This window comes from Pseudomonas sp. TH32, assembly GCF_016650855.1.
GTDB lineage: Bacteria > Pseudomonadota > Gammaproteobacteria > Pseudomonadales > Pseudomonadaceae > Aquipseudomonas.
This window is the reverse complement of the sequence record NZ_JAEKFA010000002.1, coordinates 67,540-82,985: the sequence shown is the minus strand read 5'-3', so window position 1 is coordinate 82,985 and position 15,446 is coordinate 67,540. Positions and strand designations below refer to the sequence as shown.

15 protein-coding genes are annotated in these 15,446 nt (G+C 62.8%); 10 read left to right on the top strand and 5 right to left on the bottom strand.

Annotated elements, in window-relative coordinates:
* Window positions 1–93 precede the first annotated feature (93 nt).
* From JFV30_RS04095 to JFV30_RS04085, 3 genes are read left to right on the top strand one after another with little or no spacing between them, the layout of a single operon-like run.
* Window positions 94–735: a carbonic anhydrase gene (locus JFV30_RS04095; protein WP_201122065.1), complete on the top strand. Its 642-nt coding sequence runs from the start codon at window positions 94–96 to the stop codon at window positions 733–735.
* Between the two features lie 29 nt (window positions 736–764).
* A complete protein-coding gene (gene cynS / locus JFV30_RS04090) occupies window positions 765–1,235 on the top strand; it encodes a cyanase (protein ID WP_010176539.1) in 471 nt (156 codons plus the stop codon).
* 55 nt (window positions 1,236–1,290) lie between these two features.
* Window positions 1,291–2,130, top strand: coding sequence for a cache domain-containing protein (locus tag JFV30_RS04085; protein ID WP_201122063.1), 840 nt, complete (start codon window positions 1,291–1,293; stop codon window positions 2,128–2,130).
* An 85-nt stretch (window positions 2,131–2,215) separates the two neighbouring features.
* Here JFV30_RS04085 and JFV30_RS04080 read toward each other — a convergent pair whose 3' ends face one another.
* Complete coding sequence (locus JFV30_RS04080) at window positions 2,216–3,727, bottom strand: DHA2 family efflux MFS transporter permease subunit (RefSeq protein WP_201122061.1); 1,512 nt, start codon at window positions 3,725–3,727, stop codon at window positions 2,216–2,218.
* Between the two features lie 74 nt (window positions 3,728–3,801).
* Window positions 3,802–4,986 (bottom strand): 4-hydroxybenzoate 3-monooxygenase, encoded by a 1,185-nt coding sequence (gene pobA, locus JFV30_RS04075; RefSeq protein WP_201126123.1) that lies wholly within the window; start codon window positions 4,984–4,986, stop codon window positions 3,802–3,804.
* Window positions 4,987–5,175: 189 nt separating this feature from the next.
* On the opposite strand from pobA, the gene JFV30_RS04070 reads away from it, so the two are divergent.
* A complete protein-coding gene (locus JFV30_RS04070) occupies window positions 5,176–6,072 on the top strand; it encodes a helix-turn-helix domain-containing protein (protein WP_201122058.1) in 897 nt (298 codons plus the stop codon).
* Here the strand turns inward: JFV30_RS04070 and JFV30_RS04065 are convergent.
* Complete coding sequence (locus tag JFV30_RS04065; RefSeq protein WP_162835184.1) at window positions 6,056–6,232, bottom strand: hypothetical protein; 177 nt, start codon at window positions 6,230–6,232, stop codon at window positions 6,056–6,058. The two genes, JFV30_RS04070 and JFV30_RS04065, sit on opposite strands and share 17 nt — an antisense overlap.
* 111 nt (window positions 6,233–6,343) lie before the next feature.
* Window positions 6,344–7,249, bottom strand: a complete 906-nt coding sequence (locus JFV30_RS04060) for a LysR family transcriptional regulator (protein WP_201122056.1) — start codon at window positions 7,247–7,249, stop codon at window positions 6,344–6,346.
* Window positions 7,250–7,353: 104 nt separating this feature from the next.
* Between JFV30_RS04060 and JFV30_RS04055 the strand changes: the two genes are divergently transcribed.
* Both JFV30_RS04055 and JFV30_RS04050 read left to right on the top strand, forming a co-directional pair.
* Window positions 7,354–8,226: an MBL fold metallo-hydrolase gene (locus JFV30_RS04055; RefSeq protein WP_169387335.1), complete on the top strand. Its 873-nt coding sequence runs from the start codon at window positions 7,354–7,356 to the stop codon at window positions 8,224–8,226.
* A 34-nt stretch (window positions 8,227–8,260) separates the two neighbouring features.
* Window positions 8,261–8,875, top strand: a complete 615-nt coding sequence (locus tag JFV30_RS04050; RefSeq protein WP_169387334.1) for an NAD(P)-dependent oxidoreductase — start codon at window positions 8,261–8,263, stop codon at window positions 8,873–8,875.
* Here JFV30_RS04050 and JFV30_RS04045 read toward each other — a convergent pair.
* Window positions 8,872–9,741, bottom strand: a complete 870-nt coding sequence (locus JFV30_RS04045; RefSeq protein WP_201122054.1) for a LysR substrate-binding domain-containing protein — start codon at window positions 9,739–9,741, stop codon at window positions 8,872–8,874. The genes JFV30_RS04050 and JFV30_RS04045 overlap by 4 nt on opposite strands.
* A gap of 111 nt (window positions 9,742–9,852) precedes the next feature.
* Here JFV30_RS04045 and JFV30_RS04040 point away from each other — a divergent pair, with 111 nt between their 5' ends.
* From JFV30_RS04040 to JFV30_RS04025, 4 genes are all read left to right on the top strand, one after another.
* Entirely contained in the window at window positions 9,853–11,478 is a 1,626-nt protein-coding gene (locus JFV30_RS04040) for a 5-guanidino-2-oxopentanoate decarboxylase (RefSeq protein WP_201122052.1), read from the top strand.
* On the top strand, window positions 11,475–12,917 hold the full coding sequence (locus JFV30_RS04035) for an aldehyde dehydrogenase family protein (protein ID WP_201122050.1): 1,443 nt from the start codon (window positions 11,475–11,477) through the stop codon (window positions 12,915–12,917). The genes JFV30_RS04040 and JFV30_RS04035 overlap by 4 nt, the downstream gene beginning before the upstream one ends.
* 263 nt (window positions 12,918–13,180) lie before the next feature.
* A complete protein-coding gene (locus JFV30_RS04030) occupies window positions 13,181–14,368 on the top strand; it encodes a cyanate transporter (RefSeq protein WP_201122048.1) in 1,188 nt (395 codons plus the stop codon).
* A gap of 137 nt (window positions 14,369–14,505) precedes the next feature.
* Window positions 14,506–15,441, top strand: a complete 936-nt coding sequence (locus JFV30_RS04025; RefSeq protein WP_201122046.1) for a LysR family transcriptional regulator — start codon at window positions 14,506–14,508, stop codon at window positions 15,439–15,441.
* Window positions 15,442–15,446: the final 5 nt, after the last annotated feature.

Below are 15,446 nucleotides of genomic sequence, written 5' to 3'. Positions count from 1 at the left end.
GGCATGACTTATAGAAACCATAATAAGCCGGTCTTGGACGCTATAGCTGAAAACTTCCATCCTTGCCCCATCAGCGACGCAAGGAGAACCACCATGCAAGACCTCATCGACGGTTTCCGCAAGTTCCAGGGTGAAGCCTTCACCCAACGCAGCGACCTGTTCAAACACTTGGCCACCACGCAAAACCCCGGCACGCTGTTTGTGTCCTGTTCCGACAGCCGTGTAGTCCCGGAACTGCTGACCCAGCAGGAACCCGGCGACCTGTTTGTGATCCGTAATGCCGGCAACATCGTGCCGTCCTACGGGCCAGAGCCCGGCGGTGTGTCGGCCACCGTCGAATACGCGGTAGCCGTTCTCGGCGTCAGCGACATCGTGATCTGTGGCCACTCCGACTGCGGCGCCATGACCGCCATTTCCACCTGCAAATGCCTGGACCACTTGCCGGCCGTCGCCAACTGGCTGCGCCATGCCGAGTCGGCCAAGGTAATCAACGCCGCCCGTACCCACGCCTCAGACGCCGACCGGCTCAACTCGCTGGTACGGGAAAACGTGGTCGCCCAACTGGCTAATCTCAAGACTCACCCTTCCGTGGCCCTGGCCCTGGAACAAGGTCGGCTGAGCCTGCACGGCTGGGTCTACGACATCGAAAGCGGCGGCATCGACGCCCTGGATGGCCGCAGCGGGCGCTTTGTGTCCTTGCTGGATAACCCGAGCACCCGCGCCCACGCGGCCTGAACCCTATTCAAACCCAAGAGGACATCACCATGCTGCAATCCCAATTCGCCCAATCCCCACGCCTGGCCCTGGCCGACACCGTTATCGACATCAAGGCGCGCAAGAACCTGTCGTGGCAGGACCTCACCGACGGCACCGGCCTGAGCCTGGCGTTCGTCACCGCCGCCCTGCTCGGCCAGCACCCGTTGCCCAAGGACGCTGCCGATGTGGTGTGCGACAAACTCGGCCTCGACGAGGACGCCAGCCGCCTGCTGCAAACGGTGCCCCTGCGCGGCAGCTTCCCCGGCGGCGTGCCGACGGACCCGACCATGTACCGTTTCTATGAAATGCTGCAGGTCTACGGTTCGACCCTCAAGGCCCTGGTACACGAGCAGTTCGGCGACGGCATCATCAGCGCGATCAACTTCAAGCTGGACATCAAGAAAGTCGAAGACCCGGACGGCGGTTCCCGCGCGGTGATCACCCTGGACGGTAAATACCTGCCGACCAAACCGTTCTGATAAGTCGGCAAACCGTCTACGCTCTTGGCACACCAACAAGAACGAGGGACGGGTAATGAAGGCAATCCTCCGAGCCACCTGGCTGCTGCTGCTGTGCGTTGGCCAAGTGCACGCCGCCACCGCTGAGGATGCGGACGCCCAAGCCGCCAAGGCCCTGCTGGAAAAGGCCTTGGCGTATTACCAGACGAATGGCGACAAAGCCTTTGCGGCGTTCAGCCGCCTGGGTGAATTCGTCGACCAGGACCGCTATGTGTTCGTGGTCGACACCAAGGGCGTGCTGCTGGCGAGTGGCGGGCCCTCTTCTGCGTTGATCGGGCGCAACGTTTCCGAGGTGCTTGGGCCGGATCTGAACAAGTCATTCAAGGATGCGTTGGCGGTACCGGAAGGCAGTGGCATCCAGCAGGCCGATTACCGGTGGCAGAACTGGAATGACGGCAAGGTCGAGCGCAAGCATGTGTATTACCAGCGCGTTGGGCAGCGGATTCTGGCCGTGGGTTATTACTTGCCACGGGCTACGCCGGAGCACGCGAAGTCTTTGCGGGACAAGGCCGTCAAGGCGCTGGAGAAGGATCAGGCCGGGACGCTCAAAGCCATCAACGCCATGCAGGGTGGTTTTCTGCAGGACGATTTGTATGTGTTTGTGGTTGACCTGGATACCCACCGCTATGTGGCCCATGGCACGAACCCGCGGCTGGTCAACACCGACTTCAGCAAGATCAAGGACCCCGACGGCAAGCCGGTGGGTGAGCCGATATTGGCGGTGATGGCTGAGCAGGGTCAGGGGGAATACGAGTACCGCTGGAAAAATCCGGTGACCGGGAAGGTCGAGAACAAGCATGCGTATTTGCGCAAGGCCGGGCATTTTATGGTCGCTGTGGGGTATTACAGCCCGTGAGGCCATCACCTGCTCAAAAGCTGGAATGCAATCACAATGTGGGAGCTGGCTTGCCTGCTCCCACATTTGATCTTCATTGTTCCAACTATTTGGCCTTGTCTTCCCGCCCCCGCAGCACGCGATCAGGCATGGCAATCGCCGCCGCCAACCCCAGCAACGACACCCCTGCACTGACCATCAGCAAATGCCTGAAGGTAATCAGCAGCTCCCCCCGCAAGGCATCCTGCGCCGGCCCCGGCGCCGCATTCAAACCGTCCAGCAACACATTGCCGGAACTGCCTTCCGCCACCAGTGCCCCACTGGCCAGGTGCGCAAAACTGGAGTCCTGCAACAACGCCAGCAGCAAGGCCGACATGCACGCCACCCCGACCGCCCCACCCAGGGAACGGAACAGGTTCGTGGTGCTGGTCGCCACGCCGATGTCCCGCTGCTCCACCGAGTTCTGCGTACCCACCAGGGAGGTCGGAAACTGCATCCCGGCGGCAATCCCGCAGAGCAACATGAACAGGCTGGTCACCGCCACGGCCTGGGGTGCACTGAGGGCCATGCCAAGGATCGCGATCGGGCTCAGCAAGGCGCCAATCAGGATCATCGGTTTATAGCGGCCCGTCACCGAGGTCATGCGCCCGGCAAAATACGCGCCCATCGGCAAGCCCATCGCCAGCGGCAGCAAGTGCAACGCGGCGCTGTCGGCACCGGAACCGGTGACGGTCTGGTAACGCAGCGGCATCAATACCGTGAGGGAAATCGCCTGGAAGCTGGTAAAGAAAATCGTGCACCAGCACAGCACCGCGCTGCGGTTGGCGAACAGGTGCATCGGCAACAACGGCTCCCGCGCCCGGCGCTCGTGCCACACAAACACCGTCAACGCCACCAGCGCGCAGGCCAACAGCCCCAGCACTTCATCGTCACGCCAGTGATGGCCCTGGCCGATTTCGGTGATGCCCAGCAACAACGCGGTCAAGCCGACGATCATCAGCACGGTGCCGAGGTAGTCGATGACCGGCTTGCGCTGCGGCACCGGCAGCCCCACCAGCGTTCGATGGGCCACCCACCAGGCGCCGGCGCCCAAGGGCAGGTTGATCAGGAACACCCAGCGCCACGACAGGTACTCGGTCATGTAGCCACCCAACACCGGCCCGGCCACGCTGGCCACCGCGTACATGCTGCTGAAATAGCCCTGGTAACGCCCGCGCTCACGGGGAGGAATGATGTCGCCGATAATCGCCTGACTGACCGAAATCATCCCGCCGGCACCGATGCCCTGGAGGATCCGCGCCAGCACCAGTTGCTCCATGCTCTGGGCCATGCCGCAGAACAGCGATGCAACGGTAAACAAGCCCATGCCGATCAGCATCATTGGCCGGCGCCCGTACAGGTCGCCGAGTTTGCCGTAGATCGGCACCGCCACGGTCATGGCCACCATGTAGCCGGAGATCACCCAGGCCAGCAGGTTGACGTCGTGGAACTGGGCGGAAATGGCCGGCATGGACACGGCGACGATGGTCTGGTCCAACGCCCCGAGGAAGATCGCCATCATCAAGGCGACGAGAACACTGCGAACGGCGGGTGTGGCGGGCTGATTGAGGTTGGTCACGGCAGAACCTGCGAGCAAGGGCCCACGGGAAAAGGAGGCCCGCGGGAATGCTCGTCAGTGTACTAGATAGCTGGCTACTCGATAGCCTCGTAAGGAAGTCCGACGTAATTTTCTGCAATGGTTTTACGTCCGGCCTCGGAGTCGACGAAATATTCCAGCTCGCTCTGGGCGATGTGCTGGCTGAAGCCATCTGCCTCCGGGAATTGGTGCAGCATCGAGGTCATCCACCAGGAAAACCGCTCGGCCTTCCAGATCCGCCGCAGGCAAATCTGCGAGTATTTCTCCAGCAACTCCACCCGGCCCTCGCGGTACACCTTGAGCAGGATATTGAACAAGGTGCTGACGTCGCTGGCCGCCAGGTTCAAACCCTTGGCGCCGGTGGGCGGCACGATGTGGGCGGCGTCGCCGAGCAGGAACAGCCGGCCGTACTGCATCGGTTCCACCACGAAACTGCGCAACGGGGCGATGCTCTTTTCGATGGACGGGCCGGTCACCAGTTGCGCGCCCAGTGACGCGGGCAAGCGGGTTTTCAGTTCGTCCCAGAAGCGTTCATCGGACCAGTCTTCAACCGCTTCATCCGCCGGCACTTGCAGGTAATAACGGCTTCGGGTCGGAGAACGCATGCTGCACAGGGCAAAGCCGCGCGCGTGCTTGGCGTACACGAGTTCATCGTGGATCGGCGGGGTGTCGGCCAGAATGCCCAGCCAGCCAAACGGATACACCCGTTCAAAGACCTGCAATGCCTCGGCGGGAATCGACTGGCGCGCTACACCGTGGAAACCGTCGCAGCCGGCGATGTAGTCGCAGTCCAGCCGATACTGCTCGCCTTCGTGCTCGAAACTCAGCCAGGGCTCTGCACTTTTCAGATCATGGGGCTGCACATTGCGGGCTCCGTAAAAAGTGACAGCACCGCTGGCCTGGCGCGCGGCCATCAGGTCGCGGGTGACTTCGGTCTGGCCGTAGATCATCACCGTCTTGCCGCCGGTCAGCGTCTTCAGGTCGATGTGGGTCAATTGCCCGTTCAGCGCCAGTTCAAAGCCCTCATGCACCAGGCCTTCGGCATCCATCCGCGCACTGACCCCGGCCTGGCGCAACAGGTCGACCATGCCTTGTTCCAGCACCCCGGCACGGATGCGCCCTTGCACGTAATCCGGCGTCTGGCGCTCAAGAATCAGGGTTTCAATCCCGGCCTCGTGCAACAGTTGGCCGAGCAGCAGTCCCGAGGGACCGGCGCCAATAATGGCGACTTGGGTTTTCAGCGTTTTCATTATTTTTATGGCCCGCAAGCTTCACCCGAACGTATTCGGTGAAAGAGTTGTCATTGAAGGTGTTGCTGGCATTTTTCACTTGAGTGCCCGGCATAAGAAGGTGAAAACTGAGCCCAAAGCTGCGCTTTTCGCCAATTGGGGCGATTACCGCACAACTCTCCCGAAGTATCGGATGAAGCCATGACCAAAACTGCCAGTGCCGCGATTCCAGTGTTCAAACTCTACGGTGAGAGCCAGCAATGGCCGACCCCTGATTTGCTGCACTGTGAAACCATCTCCCGGCGCAGCCGTGAGTACCAGTGGGAAATCCAGCCCCACCGGCACGCGGACCTGTGCCAGTTGCTGTACGTGCACAAGGGCCAGGCGCAACTGGAGATCGAAGGCCAGCGCAGCACGCTGAGCGAATCGACGCTGCAGGTGCTGCCGCCGTTATGCGTGCATGGTTTTCGCTTTTCCGAAGACGTCGAAGGGTTCGTGGTCACCCTGGCCGCGCCGCTGATGGCGCATCTGCAGGGGCAACTGGGCTCGGCACTGGACGGCCTGAACGCACTGGGCAGCTACCCGGCCGGCAACGACAGTGACTACCTCAACAGTTTGTTCGCCCGGTTGCAGGATGAGTACGCCAGCGATCAACCGGCGCGGGACATGATGATGCACGCGCTGGTCAGCGTGCTGCTGGTGTGGATCAGCCGCCAGGCCATCCAGCGCCGTCATCCACGGGCACCGCGAGGCCGCGAATACTTCCGCCGGTTCACCCAACTGGTGGAGCAGCATTACCGCGAACACCCGAAAATCGAAGACCTGGCCCACAAGCTCGGGATCTCGGTTTCACACCTGAACGGTACGTGTCGGGAACTGGGCGGCCAGCCCGCGTTGCAGATCATGCACGACCGCCAATTGCTGGAAGCCAAGCGCCTGCTGACTTACACCAGCATGACTATCAATGAGATGTCGGACGTGTTGGGCTTTTCCGACCCGACCAACTTCTCACGGCTGTTTCGCCGGCGCGTCGGGTTCTCCCCGAAGGCGTTTCGGGAGCAGTTGAAAGCCGACCAGGACGCTAGCGCAGCGAGCTGAAGGCGGCCATGTGGCCAACGCATTGCCCGTGATTGCAGCTGGAAGCGAAGCCCGGCTGCATGCGGGTCTGTTCGACGCGGTAGGCGGCAGTGCCGTAAAGCGCTGTGGCGGCGGCGCACAGGGTGAAAATCATCAGGTACTTTCTTGTTTTGATCGACATGATGCTGACCTCTGATCGGATCAAGAAGGTGCTTGTATAAGCATAGTTCAGAAGCATGGCTCAGATGCAGCAAGTCGCTTATCCGGCGACATTCAACCTGTTTATGTCGGCTCAGAGACCGATGTCCCACTCAGGTTCCTCCGGAAACCTCAGCACCAGGAAATCCAGCAGGCTGCGCAACGCCGACGGCATGTGCTTGCGCGAGGCGTACACCGCGTAGATGTTCATTTGCTGCGGCTCCGCCTCGGGCAGCAGGCGGATCAACTCGCCACTGCGGATGTAGTCGCCCGCCTGATAGCTCGGCAGCCGCGACACCCCTGCCCCCGCCAGCGTGACCCGCAATAAAGTGCTGGCCTCGTTGGCGCTGATATTGCCCTGCACCGGCACCGACACCGGCTCGCCGTTTTCCACGAAGTGCCACAGGCTTTTGCCGAAGTAGGAATGGGTCAGGCAGTTGTGCCGGGCCAGGTCCTGCACACGCCGGGGCTGCGGATGCTCCAGCAGATAAGCGGGCGACGCGCAGATCACCGAGCGGCACAGCGTGAGCCGGCGGGCGATGAGGTTGGGGTCCAGTTCAAAGCTGGTGCGGATCGCCAGGTCGATGCGCTCATCCACCAGGTTCACCGTGCGATCCAGCATCTGCATGTCGATGCTGACCAGCGGGTAGTGCCTGACGTATTCGGCGATGGCATCGGCCAACTGCGCCTGGCCGAACGAGGTGCTGACGCTCAGGCGCAACAGGCCCCGGGGCGCTTCGTCCGGCTCGCTGACGGCGGCCTGCATGTCGCTGCACAACTCCAGCATCTGCCGGCAACGGGGCAAGGTTTCGCTGCCGGCGGCGGTCAGGCTGAGCTTGCGGGTGGTGCGGTGCATCAGGCGCGCGCCGACCCAGTCTTCCAGCTCCGCCAGGTAGCGCGACACCACCGGCCGCGACAGGTCCAGATGGTCGGCCGCCGCCGATTGGCTGCCCAGGTCCACCACGGCCACAAACACCCGCATTGCTTGAAGACGATCCATGATTTGCCCGCTTTTAGAAACAAACTATGTCCAAGCATCGCATTTTTTGTAGCGTTTGGTGCAACTAAGCTCTGTCCACACCTCACCGATGACTGGAGCTGCACATGTTTGGATTCTCCCCGCTCAAGCGCGTGGCCCTGGCCGCTGCCACCCTGGCCTTCGCCGCTCACGCCGCGGCTGCCGACCTGACCCTGGACGCCTACAACCCGGGCGAAACCGCGATGATGCCGGTCACTTCGGTACTGGTCAGCGGCGACAAAGACGCGATCCTCGTGGATGCCCAATTCGGCAAAACCCAGGCCGAGCAACTGGTGCAAAAAATCCGCGCCAGCGGCAAGCGCCTGACCACCATCTACATCAGCCACGGCGACCCGGACTACTACTTCGGCCTCGACACCCTGGCGGCCGCGTTTCCCCAGGCCAACATCGTCGCGCCGCAGCCGGTGGTGGACCATATCAAGGCCACCGTTGAACACAAACTGGCGTTCTGGGGCCCGAAACTGGGGGCCGACAAACCTGCCAAAGCCGTCATCCCCCAGGTACTCAAGGGCCACAGCCTGACCCTCGAAGGCAAGCAGCTGGAAGTGATTGGCCTTGATGGCCCGCAACCGGACCGCACCTTTGTGTGGATTCCGTCGATCAAGGCGGTCGTCGGTGGCGTGGTCGTCTCGGAAAACATTCATGTGTGGATGGCCGATACCCAAACCGCGAAATCCCACACCGACTGGCTGGCGACCCTGCAACGTATCCAGGATCTGAAACCGCGCACCGTGATTCCGGGTCACTACCTGGGCACACCGTCGCTGAAATCCGTGGCGTTCACCGCCGACTACATCAAGGCCTTTGACGAAGAAACCGCCAAGGCCAAGGACTCTGCCGCACTGATCAGCGCAATGAAAAAACGTTACCCGAACCTGGGCGACGAAAGCACCCTGGAACTGGGCGCCAAAGTCGCCAAGGGCGAAATGCAGTGGTGAGTTGATTCAACCCTTAACCGTACTGGAGAACGTCATGAGCAAGATCGCAATCATTGGTGCCACCGGTCGTGCCGGTAGCCAGCTGCTGGAAGAAGCCTTGCGTCGCGGGCATACCGTGACCGCCATCGCGCGCAATACCGACAAGATCGGCGTGCGCCCTGGCGTCACTGCCAGGCAAGTGGACGCGCTGGATGCCGAGGCGCTGGAACAGGCCATCCGTGGCAACGACGTGGTGATCAGCGCGGCACACTTCGCCAGCCTGCCGGCAGAAGCGGTGATCAACCCGGTGAAAAAAGCCGGCGTGAAACGCCTGCTGGTGGTCGGCGGTGCCGGCTCGCTGCTGCTGTCGGGCGGCAGCCGGGTGATCGACAGCCCTGGTTTCCCCGAGGAATACAAAACCGAAGCCAGCGCCGGCAGTGTGTTCCTCGACACCTTGCGTCAGGAAAAAGACCTGGACTGGACTTTCCTGTCGCCCTCGGCGGAGTTCACCGAGACCGCGCGCACCGGCAAATTCCGCCTGGGCCAGGATGAGTTGCTGGTGAGCAATGAAGGCCGCAGCTGGATCAGCTTTGCCGACTTTGCGATTGCGCTGATTGATGAGGTGGAAACGCCGAAGCATTCGCGCCAGCGGTTTACCGTCGGTTATTAAGCGCGTGCCTGGCTCACCAGCCAGTCCATAAGCTGCTCCAACCCCGCCGAGGGCTCCGTCCCCGGCGGGTACACCAGGTAATACCCCATCCCCGTCGGCACCCGCAGTTCAAACGGCGTCGCCAACCGGCCGGCCTTGAGGTCCTCGCCAATCAGCGCGCTGTCGCCGATTGCCACGCCGGAACCCTGGGACGCCACCGTCATCGCCAGGTCCAGCGTTTCAAAATGATGCCCCTGGGCCAGATTGCTCAAACGCGTATCCGCCGCCTTCAGCCACAACGCCCAATCCCGTTCATCCCGCGTGGGGTGCAGCAGCACCTGTTGCTGCAAGTCTGCCGGCGTGTGCAAACCACCGAGCAAGGCCGGCGCGCATACCGGTGTCAGACGCTCATCAAACAGGTGCCGGGCCTGGGTCGACTGCTCGGCAATCGGCGCGTAGATCACCGCCGCATCGAACTGCTCCCGGCGAAAGTCCACGGTGTAGGCCACGGTGGTGGTCAGTTCAACCGGCACGTCCGGGCGTTCCTGCTGCCACTGCATCAGGCGCGGCAACAGCCAGCGCATCACGCAGGTGGAGGCCTTGAGCTGCAGGGTTTCGCGGCGAGTGCCGATCTGTTCCACCGCCTCGCCAATCAGGCCGAACACCTGCTGCGCCCGCAACGACCACTCACGGCCCTCTTCCGTCAGGCTCAAGCCCCGGGCCTGGCGCTGGAACAGCGCATAACCCAGATGGCTTTCCAGCCCGGCAATCTGCCGGCTCACCGCGCCCTGAGTGATGTGCAATTGCTCGGCGGCACGGGTGAAGTTGCAGCACTGGGCCGTGACCCAAAAGGTGTGCAAGGCCGGCAACGGTGGAAGGCGTTTCATAGGGGCGCAGCCATGACGTGAGGACATGGCTAGTATGACTTTTTATCGATTGTTGCCGCTACGGGCCAGCCGTTCCAATACGGGCCTTTATCAACAATAAGAGCGACGACAATGGCGACCTGCGGCGAAGTATTGGTCAACCTGCTGGAAGGCTACGGTGTAGACCAGGTGTTTGGCATCCCCGGCGTGCACACCGTGGAACTCTATCGGGGCCTGGCGCGCTCCAGCATCCGCCACGTCACCCCGCGCCACGAACAGGGCGCCGGCTTCATGGCCGATGGTTATGCACGCACCAGCGGCAAGCCCGGGGTGTGCTTCATCATCACCGGCCCCGGCATGACCAATATCACCACCGCCATGGGCCAGGCCTACGCCGACTCGATCCCGATGCTGGTGATTTCCAGCGTGCAGTCCCGCAGCCAGTTGGGCGGCGGACGCGGCAAGCTGCACGAGCTGCCGAACCAGGGCGCGATGATCGCGGGCGTGGCGGCGTTCTCCCATACCTTGATGTCGGCGGCCGAATTGCCCGGTGTATTGGCCCGGGCGTTTGCCCTGTTCCAGGCCGGGCGACCGCGCCCGGTGCATATCGAAATCCCGCTGGATGTGCTGGTGGAAAACGCCGACGCGTTGCTCGGCAGCGAGCCGGTCAGCGTTTCCCGCGCGGGCGCGGCGCCGTCGGCGGTCAAGCAAATGAGCCAGTTGCTGGCGGCCGCCAAACGCCCGCTGATTCTGGCCGGTGGCGGCGCCATCGACGCCGCGCCCGAGCTGACGCAATTGGCCGAGACCCTCGGTGCGCCGGTGGCGCTGACCATCAACGCCAAGGGCATGCTGGCGTCCCACCACCCGCTGCTGATCGGCTCGACCCAAACCCTGGTCGCCACCCGTGCGCTGGTGGCCGAGGCCGACGTGGTACTGGCGATCGGCACCGAGCTGGCAGAGACCGACTACGACGTGACCTTCGCCGGCGGCTTCGACATTCCCGGCGCCCTGCTGCGCATCGACATCGATTCCGACCAGACCGTACGCAATTACCCACCGCACGTGGCACTGGTGGCTGACGCGCAAATCGCTGCCCAAGCGTTGCTCGCCGAACTGCACGACACGCCCTTGGCCGCCCGCGACAACCACTGGGGCGCCCACCGCGTTGCCCGCCTGTGGAGCGAACTGGAACCCACCTGGGACGCCGCGACCCGCGCGCAAACCCTGTTCCTCAACACCGTGCTGGATGAACTGCCCGACGCCGTACTGGTGGGCGACTCCACCCAACCGGTGTACACCGGCAACCTGACCCTGAACCTCGACCAGCCACGCCGCTGGTTCAACTCCTCCACCGGCTACGGCACCCTCGGCTACGCCCTGCCGGCGGCCATCGGTGCATGGCTGGGGCGCGGCGACGGTGCGCCGGTGGTGTGCCTGATCGGCGACGGCGGGCTGCAATTCACCCTGCCGGAACTGGCCAGCGCCGTGGAGGCGCGCACCCCGGTGATCGTGCTGCTGTGGAATAACCAGGGTTATGAAGAGATCAAGAAATACATGGTCAACCGCGCCATCGAGCCGGTGGGCGTCGACATCTACACCCCGGATTTTATCGGCGTGGCCCAGGCCCTCGGCGCGGCTGCCCAGCGCATCCAGGGTGTTGAAGAACTGCGCAGCGCATTGCGTGCCGCCACGGATCGCCAGGGCCCGACGCTGATTGAAATCGACCAGGGGCTTTGGATGAAGGAGGTGGCGGTATGAGCGCGGCAGTGAACGGGCTGTATATCAATGGCGTGTGGCGTGCGGGCCATGACGTGCTGGACGTGATCAACCCGGCCACCGAGGCCACCTTGGCTCACGTCAGCGTGGGTGACGCTGGCGCAGTGACGGAGGCCGTGAGTGCCGCCAGCGCGGCCTTCCCGGACTGGTCCAAAAGCACCGGCCGCGATCGCGCCGCACTGCTGCGCAAAATCGCCGAGGGCGTCAGCGCCCAACGCGAACACCTGATGCAGCTGCAATCGAGCAACAACGGCAAGCCGCTGTTCGAGGCGGGCATTGATGTGGACGACGTGATCGCCACCTTCACCTACTACGCCGGTTTGGCCGACGACATGGACGCCAGCCAGGATCGTCCGGTGGCACTGCCCACTGAGGATTTCAGCGCCCGCGTTCGCCGTGAACCCTGCGGCGTGGTGGGCCTGATCGTGCCGTGGAATTTCCCGATGGTGACCACCGCCTGGAAACTCGCCCCGGCGCTGGCTGCCGGTTGCTGCGTGGTGCTCAAGCCTTCGGAGGTGACGCCGCTGGCCGAGCTGGAACTGGCCAGGATCATCGCCTCGGTGGGTTTGCCTGCCGGGGTCTTCAACGTGGTCTGCGGCACAGGCCTGGCGGTGGGCGCCCCGTTGGCGGCGGACCCGCGGGTCGCGAAAATCTCGTTCACCGGCAGCAATGCCGTGGGCGTGCAGGTGATGCAGCGCGCTGCCGAAACGGTCAAGGGCGTGAGCCTGGAACTGGGCGGCAAATCGTCGTTGCTGGTGCTGGCCGGTGCCGACCTCGACCTGGCGGTGGAACTGGCCTGCGGCGGTGGTTTCTTCAACGCCGGGCAGATGTGTTCCGCTACCAGCCGCGTGTTGGTGGCGGATGAATTGGCGGATGAGTTTCTGATTCGCTTGCAGGCCAGGGCCGAGGGTATTCGCGTGGCAGACCCGTTTGCCGAAGACGTGGAAATGGGCGCACTGGTCAACCGCGCGCAGTACCAGCGGGTGCTGGGGCATATCGAACGGGGCGTGCAAGCGGGCGCGAAGTTGCTGTGTGGCGGCGGGCGTCCGGCGGATTTGCCTCAGGGTTACTTCATCCGCCCGACGGTGTTTACCGAAGTGCCGCTGGACAGCGCGTTGTGGAACGAAGAAATCTTCGGCCCGGTGCTGTGCGTACGCAGCGTTGCCAGTGAAGCCAAAGCAGTGGCATTGGCCAATGACAGCGAGTTCGGCCTGGTGGCCAGTGTGTTGAGCCGCGGCCTGGAAGCGGCCGAACGGGTGGCGAATGCCTTGCAGGTGGGCCTGGTGTGGATCAACGCGCCGCAGGTGATCTTCCCGCAAACGGCGTGGGGTGGTTACAAGCAGAGCAGCATCGGCCGGGAACTGGGACCGTGGGGGTTGCAGGCGTTTCAGGAGATCAAGCATGTGATTCGGGCGATCTGAAACCACCCGACAACATTGTGGCAAGGGAGCTTTTGTGGCGAGGGGGCTTGTCCCCGTTGGGCTGCGAAGCGGCCCCAAAAAAGCGGGAGCGCTTCGCACTCCAACGGGGGACAAGCCCCCTCGCCACAACCAGCGCTCCTCACCACAAGACTCCTTGGCACAAAAGCCCGCACGCATTTTTTCAATAGTCCCAACGACTTTCTCATTTGCCCGCCTCCCCCACGCCCGGCCTAATACTGCGCTTATCAGTTCAAGGCCTGCCCATGGAAAACGTCCGCGCAAAACCCGCCACCGCCGTTTGGCTGATGATCAGTGTGGTGCTGGTCGCCCTCAACCTGCGCCCGTCGATGGCCGCCGTCGGTCCATTGCTGTCCTCGATTCGCGGGGACGTGGCCCTGAGTTTCAGCACCGCCTCCCTACTGACCATGCTGCCAGTCATGGCCATGGGCCTGGCGATGTTTTTCGGCATGGGCGTGGCCAAGCGCTTCGGCGAGCATCGCAGTATTGTGCTGTCGCTGGTGGTGATCGGCCTGGCCACGGTGTCACGGCTGTTTCTCGATTCGGCGGTTGAGCTGATCCTCAGCGCCATCGCCGCCGGCCTAGGGATCGCGATGATCCAGGCGCTGATGCCCGCGCTGATCAAATCCCGCTTCAGCGATAACGTTTCACTGTTTATGGGCCTGTACGTCACCGCGATCATGGGCGGTGCAGCCCTGGCCGCTTCGTTCTCGCCGTTTATCCAGGTGCGCACCGGCAGTTGGCGCATCGGCCTGGCAATCTGGGCGGTGCTGGCGGTATTGGCGCTGGTGTTCTGGTACGCCCAACGCTCGGTGTTGCCGCCGCTGCCCCAAGCCGGCGCGGGCCCGCAGGCGTCATTTTTCGGCAATCGCCGGGCCTGGTTGCTGGCGATCTTTTTCGGCCTCGGCACCGCGTCCTACACCTGCGTGCTGGCCTGGCTGGCGCCGTACTACGTGGAACTGGGCTGGAGTGAACAGAATGCCGGCCTGTTGCTGGGCTTTTTGACCGCCATGGAAGTGGTCTCCGGCCTGGTCACCCCGGCCATCGCCAACCGCCGCCAGGACAAGCGCGGTGTGGTCGCGGTGTTGCTGGTGCTGATCATCGCCGGCTTCTGCGGCCTGATCCTCAGCCCGCAACACCTGAGCCTGCTGTGGCCCTGCCTGCTGGGCCTGGGCATTGGCGGGTTGTTTCCGATGAGCCTGATCCTGTCCCTGGACCATCTGGACAACCCGCGCCGCGCCGGCGGCCTGACCGCCTTTGTGCAGGGCATCGGTTACCTGATCGCCGGTTTGTCGCCGCTGATCGCCGGGATGATCCGCGACCAACTGGGCAGCTTCGAATGGGCCTGGTGGTCACTGACGGCCGTGGTGGTGGTGATGCTGCTGATCGTGCTGCGCTTCGACCCCCGGCATTACACGCGGCATATTCGCTGAGGTCGTGTTGTAAACATTATTTGTCCCACCTCAAACATAGAAAGGTCCGACAGCGCTTTCTATTGGCACGAACGTTCCGTTAACATTTTGTATTGTCTTGTACCGAACTCGGTACAAACGATTTGCGGACGGAACGGATGCTAAACAGCAACTTGCTTAGAAAGCTCGATATGCAGGACCTGATGGTGTTTATCGCTGTTTATGACCAAAGCAGCGTCACCGAGGTCTCCGAAACCCTGTTCGTCAGCCAGTCCACCGTCAGCTACAGCCTCAAGAAGCTGCGCACCAGCTTCGAAGATGAGCTGTTTATCAACACCCGGGCGGGCATGCGTCCTACGTACAAAGCCACCACCATGTACGACCATGTGCAGAAAATCCTCGAAAGCATCAACCTCTGCCACGCCGGCAGCCACGCCTTCGACCCCACCCGGAAGGCCGTGACCTTCAATGTCTGCGCCCCGGAATACTTCGAACAGTTGGTCCTGCCGCGCCTGCTGAAAACCTTCGACCTCGCCGACCTCCCGGTGATCGTCAATGTGCAGAAGCTGGAAACCGAGATCCCGGCCGACGCCTTGCGCGACGGTCGCCTGGACCTGGTGATCTGCTTCGGCCCGCACTTTCATCGCGAGCACAAAGACATCAAGACCCAGATGCTGCTGGAGGACGACCTGGTGTGCGTCTTCGACAAACACTCAGCGCCCCGGGAACCGGCGTTCAGCCTGCAATCCTTCGTCGCCCGGCGTCACGTATTCCCCACGCCGTGGAGCTCCGACACCAACATGATCGACGGCTGGCTGGCGCGCCAGTCCCAAAAGCGCCAGGTGATCGCCCGGGCCAACAGCTACAGCGCGGCGCTGAAGATGATCACCGGCACCGACTTTATCGTCACCCTGCCCCGTCGGGTGCACAAGCAACTGGCGGACAACCGCGTGTTCGGCCATTGCGAAGCACCGAACGGTTTGCCGGGGTTTACCCTGGACATGCAGTGGAATGAACACAGCGAGCAGGACAGCGCCAACACGTGGTTCAGGGAGCAGGTGGTGAAGGTGTGTGCGGATCAGGGGTTGCTGTAACCCCT